At 68.1% G+C, this 4,572-nt stretch carries 4 protein-coding genes and 1 pseudogene; all 5 read left to right on the plus strand.

Annotated features, from left to right (window positions below):
- Positions 1-601 (plus strand): annotated as a pseudogene (locus QR78_RS35260) (glutathione S-transferase family protein); the annotation flags it as partial.
- A 97-nt stretch (positions 602-698) separates the two neighbouring features.
- Positions 699-1,148, plus strand: a complete 450-nt coding sequence (locus QR78_RS30730) for a hypothetical protein (protein ID WP_048431430.1) — start codon at positions 699-701, stop codon at positions 1,146-1,148.
- A gap of 249 nt (positions 1,149-1,397) precedes the next feature.
- Complete coding sequence (locus QR78_RS30735; protein WP_048431431.1) at positions 1,398-1,877, plus strand: hypothetical protein; 480 nt, start codon at positions 1,398-1,400, stop codon at positions 1,875-1,877.
- A gap of 346 nt (positions 1,878-2,223) precedes the next feature.
- Positions 2,224-4,176 carry a PrkA family serine protein kinase gene (locus QR78_RS30740; RefSeq protein WP_082171959.1) on the plus strand — a complete coding sequence of 651 codons (1,953 nt, stop codon included), beginning with the start codon at positions 2,224-2,226 and terminating at the stop codon, positions 4,174-4,176.
- Positions 4,177-4,296: 120 nt separating this feature from the next.
- The coding region (locus QR78_RS30745) for a DUF444 family protein (protein WP_048431433.1) at positions 4,297-4,572 on the plus strand (276 nt) is incomplete at its 3' end.

Raw genomic sequence — 4,572 nt, forward strand, 5'->3', positions numbered from 1 at the left:
CACGGTGCATTTCGCCGGCGACCTGCCCGAGACCTTCCTGCGCGACCGCAAGGACGACTACCTCTACGTCGACATCAGCCACGCGGCGATGGAGCCGGATTTTTTCCGCAACGCCCAGCGGGTCGCGGCCTGGACGTACTGGCTCGCCGGAGGCCTGGCGGACGGCCGCCGCTTCCTCGGCGGGGATCAGGCCGGCGTCGCGGACCTCGCGCATTATCACCTGCTCTGGCTGATGCGCGGCGGCGGGCGAGCCGAATCGGTCGACCGGCTGCTCGGCCTGGCGCCGCTCCACGGCTGGATCGAGCGGGTCGCGGCCCTCGGGCATGGCCGTCCGCGGGAGATGACCGCCGAGGCGGCGCTCGATGCCGCCCGGGATGCCGAGCCGGCGCCGGTCGAGCCCGTGAACGCGGTGCCGGAGCTGATCGCGGCAGCGCCCGGCGACGCCGTGACGGTGACGCCGGACGACTTCGCCCGCGTTCCGGTCGAGGGTCGGCTCGTGGCGGTCGACGCGGAGCGCATCGTCATCCGGCGCGACGAGTCCCGGGTCGGGGCGCTGCACCTGCATTTCCCGCGCGCCGGGTTCACGGTGGCGAAGGGCTGACGCTCCGTCGCGACGGCGACCGACGCCGGCCGGCGAAGGTCTCCGTCTTTTTCCGGTTCGTGACAGAACCGATCGGCCCATGCCGCGTTACGCGCCCATGGCCGATCCCCGCCGCCAGGCTTCCCCGACCACCGAGCTGATCACGCGGCTGATGCGCGTCGTGCGCACCTGCCCGGAGGCGACGGCGGACATCCTCGAACTCGTGCTGCTGGTGAGCCAGATCGAGGCGATCCCGGCGGTCGATCGCGACTACCGCGACGCCAGGCGGGTGATCGCGCGGCTGCGCAACCCGCTCTGGGACATGACGCCGGATCAGCGTCAGGTGTTGAAGCAGGCCGCCGACACGATCCGCGACGCCTGCCGCCTGCGCGAGAGCGACATCCCGTCCGATCCGATCGGGGATGCGGGCGAGCGGGCCCGGATCGAGCGCGGGCTCGCCTCGGCCCTTGCGGGCGAGTTCACCCCGGCCCAGATCGCCCGGGTGACCGGCGCGACCCTGGCGGTGCTCCAGGCCGCGACCGGCGACGGACCGGAGGAGGGGACATGATGATCGGCGATTATCCGGTCGAGGGACGGGGCTACTGGATGTGGCTCGGCGGCGTCGCCCTGCTCGGGCTGTTCAACTTGTTCGTGATGCTGGTCCTGCATTGAGGGTTCCGTGCCGGGATCCCGGGTTTCCGGTGTGTTTCCGCCCGGATGCCGGTTTCCTGGACGGAACCCGCGCGGCGGGCCTCGACGGCGCCCGGCCCGCTCCCCACATGCGGCCGGCACCCCACTCGGAGAGCTTGAGAGCCCAATGACGAGCCCCCTTCGCCCGACCCTGGCGCTCGCCGCCCTGATCGCCACCGGGCCCCTCTTCGGGCCCCTCCTGGCCGTGGGCCCCGCGCTCGCCCAGGCCGCCAAGGTGCGCGAGCACTCCGTCGCCTCCGGCAAGCAGGTCCGGCTGGTGATGGTGCCGAACCTGAAGAAGGATTGCTCGCTCGGGCCGCAGCCCGAGCTGAAGGTGACGAGCCCGCCGAAGAATGGTGCCCTGATCCAGCGCGCCGGCAAGGTGAAGACGCCCGCCACCTATCGCTGCCCGAACGCCGACGCCAACGTCCAGGCCCTGTTCTACGAGAGCAAGGCCGGCTTCACCGGCACCGACGAGGTCACGGTCGAGATCAAGGGCACCGACGGCAACGTCAGCACCCAGACGATCAAGCTGACGGTCGGCGGCAAGGATGCGCCGAAGGACGGGGCCAAGGACGGCGCGAAGAAGGACACCACCGACCTCTGACGGCCGGCCCCGCGCCGAAGAGCCGAAACGAATCCGGAACGTCGCCCGCGCGGGCGACGTTGCCCTCACATCCCGCGGGGCGCCCGACGGCGCGTCGGGGGGTGTGGAAAAACTGGAACAGGCGTGTCCTTTACGGCACAGGCCCGGTCGATGCCCGGCTTTCGCATTGGCAGGCTTGCGACTTTCCCGTTCGTCAGGACCGGCGCCCCGCCCGCAGCCGGCCTGCATACAGCCTTCCGGCCGCCGCCGCACCCCCCGATCCGCCACCGCGCTGCGACAAACATGGGGATATCGATTGCATCCGAGGCGGGACAGGATGATCCTGGCGATGTCGTGAGGGTCCGGAATGCCAATGCCGTCAGCGAGCGACCTCTTTCAAACTTTCGCACGCAGCTACGAGTCCCGCCGGGACTCCGAGATGACGCTCTCCGAGTATCTCGAAGCGTGCCGTGACAACCCCTTGATGTACGCGAGTGCGCCCGAGCGTATCCTCGATGCGATCGGCAAACCCGAGTTCATCGATACCGCGCGCGACCAGCGCCTGGGCCGGATCTTCATGAACCGGACCATCCGCACCTACCCTGCCTTCTCCGAATTCTACGGCATGGAGGAGACGATCGAGCGGATCGTCTCGTTCTTCCGCCATGCCGCGCAAGGCTTGGAGGAGCGCAAGCAGATCCTCTACCTGCTCGGCCCCGTCGGCGGCGGCAAGTCGTCGCTCGCCGAGCGGCTGAAGGCCCTGATGGAGGTGCACCCGATCTACGTGCTCAAGGCCGGCAACGAGATGAGCCCGGTCTTCGAGAGCCCGCTGGTGCTGTTCGACCCCGAGACGATGGGGCCGATGATCGAGGAGCGTTACGGCGTGCCGCGCCGGCGCCTGACCGGGCTGATGAGCCCGTGGTGCCTGAAGCGCCTCGACGAGTTCGGCGGCGACATCTCGAAGTTCCGCGTCGTCAAGGTCAACCCGTCGCGCCTGCGCCAGATCGGCATCGCCAAGACCGAACCGGGCGACGAGAACAACCAGGACATCTCGTCCCTCGTCGGCAAGGTCGACATCCGCAAGCTCGAGACCCTGAGCCAGGCCGACCCCGATGCCTATTCCTACTCGGGCGGCCTCAACCGGGCGAACCAGGGCATCCTCGAATTCGTCGAGATGTTCAAGGCGCCGATCAAGATGCTGCACCCCCTGCTCACCGCCACGCAGGAGGGCAACTACGTCGGCACCGAGAATATCGGCGCGATTCCCTTCACCGGCATCATCCTCGCCCACTCGAACGAGGCCGAGTGGCAGAGCTTCAAGACCAACAAGAACAACGAAGCCTTCATCGACCGCATCTACGTCATCAAGGTGCCGTACTGCCTGCGGGTGACCGAGGAGCAGCGGATCTACGAGAAGCTGGTCTCGGGGTCGGAACTCGCCAACGCCCGCTGCGCTCCCGGCACCCTGGAGATGCTGGCCCGGTTCTCGGTGCTCTCGCGCCTGCGCGAGCATGCGAACTCGAACGTCTTCTCCAAGATGCGGGTCTATGACGGCGAGTCCCTGCGCGAGGTCGATCCCCGCGCCCGCTCGATGCAGGAATACAAGGACACCGCGGGCGTCGACGAGGGCATGGACGGGATCTCGACCCGCTTCGCCTTCAAGGTGATGGCCGCCACCTTCAACCACGACACCACCGAGGTCTCGGCCGACCCGGTCCACCTGATGTACGTCCTCGAACAGTCGCTGCGCCGCGAGCAGCTGCCGCCCGAGACCGAGAAGCGCTACCTCGAATTCATCAAGGGCGAGCTGGCGCCGCGCTACGCCGAGTTCATCGGCCACGAGATCCAGAAGGCCTACCTCGAATCCTACCACGATTACGGCCAGAACCTGTTCGACCGCTACATCGACTATGCGGACGCCTGGATCGAGGACCAGGACTTCAAGGATCCGGAGACCGGGCAGCTGCTCAACCGCGAGCTGTTGAACCAGGAACTCACCAAGATCGAGAAGCCGGCGGGCATCGCCAACCCGAAGGATTTTCGCAACGAGGTGGTGAAGTTCGCCCTGCGCTCGCGGGCCCAGCATGGCGGGCGCAACCCGTCCTGGACCTCCTACGAGAAGATCCGCGAGGTGATCGAGCGGCGGATGTTCAGCCAGGTCGAGGAGCTGCTGCCGGTCATCTCCTTCGGCTCGAAGAAGGACAGCGAGACCGAGAAGAAGCACGGCGAGTTCGTCGAGCGGATGAAGGACCGCGGCTACACCGAGCGCCAGGTCCGGCGTCTCGTCGAGTGGTACATGCGCGTCAAGCAGGCGGGCTGAGCCCGGACGGATCCGCGGGCGGCGTCAGGCCCGCGGATCCCACTCCCTCGGATCACCCGCTCGCCGTAGCGGGACCGAGCCGGAAACGACAGGATGGCGTGATCGGAGAGCGCGAAGCGGATGCACATCATCGATCGACGCCTCAATCCCGGCGGCAAGAGCCTGGCGAACCGGCAGCGCTTCCTGCGCCGGGTCCGCGACGTGGCTCAGCGTGCCGTGCGCGAGGCGGCCCGGGAGAAGGACATCAAGGATCTCGGCAAGGACGGTCACGTCACCGTCCCGGTGGACGGCGTGCGGGAGCCGAAATTCACCCGCAATCCCTCGACCGGGGTGCAGGACCACATCCTGCCCGGCAACAAGACCTACATCGAGGGCGACCTGATCGAGCGCCCGCCG

This window comes from Methylobacterium indicum (assembly GCF_001043895.1).
Lineage (GTDB): Bacteria > Pseudomonadota > Alphaproteobacteria > Rhizobiales > Beijerinckiaceae > Methylobacterium > Methylobacterium indicum.

Coding starts and splice junctions, on each gene's coding strand:
- QR78_RS30730 (WP_048431430.1), top strand. CDS start 699: ATGGCCGATCCCCGCCGCCAGGCTTCCCCGACCACCGAGCTGATCACG.
- QR78_RS30735 (WP_048431431.1), top strand. CDS start 1,398: ATGACGAGCCCCCTTCGCCCGACCCTGGCGCTCGCCGCCCTGATCGCC.
- QR78_RS30740 (WP_082171959.1), top strand. CDS start 2,224: ATGCCAATGCCGTCAGCGAGCGACCTCTTTCAAACTTTCGCACGCAGC.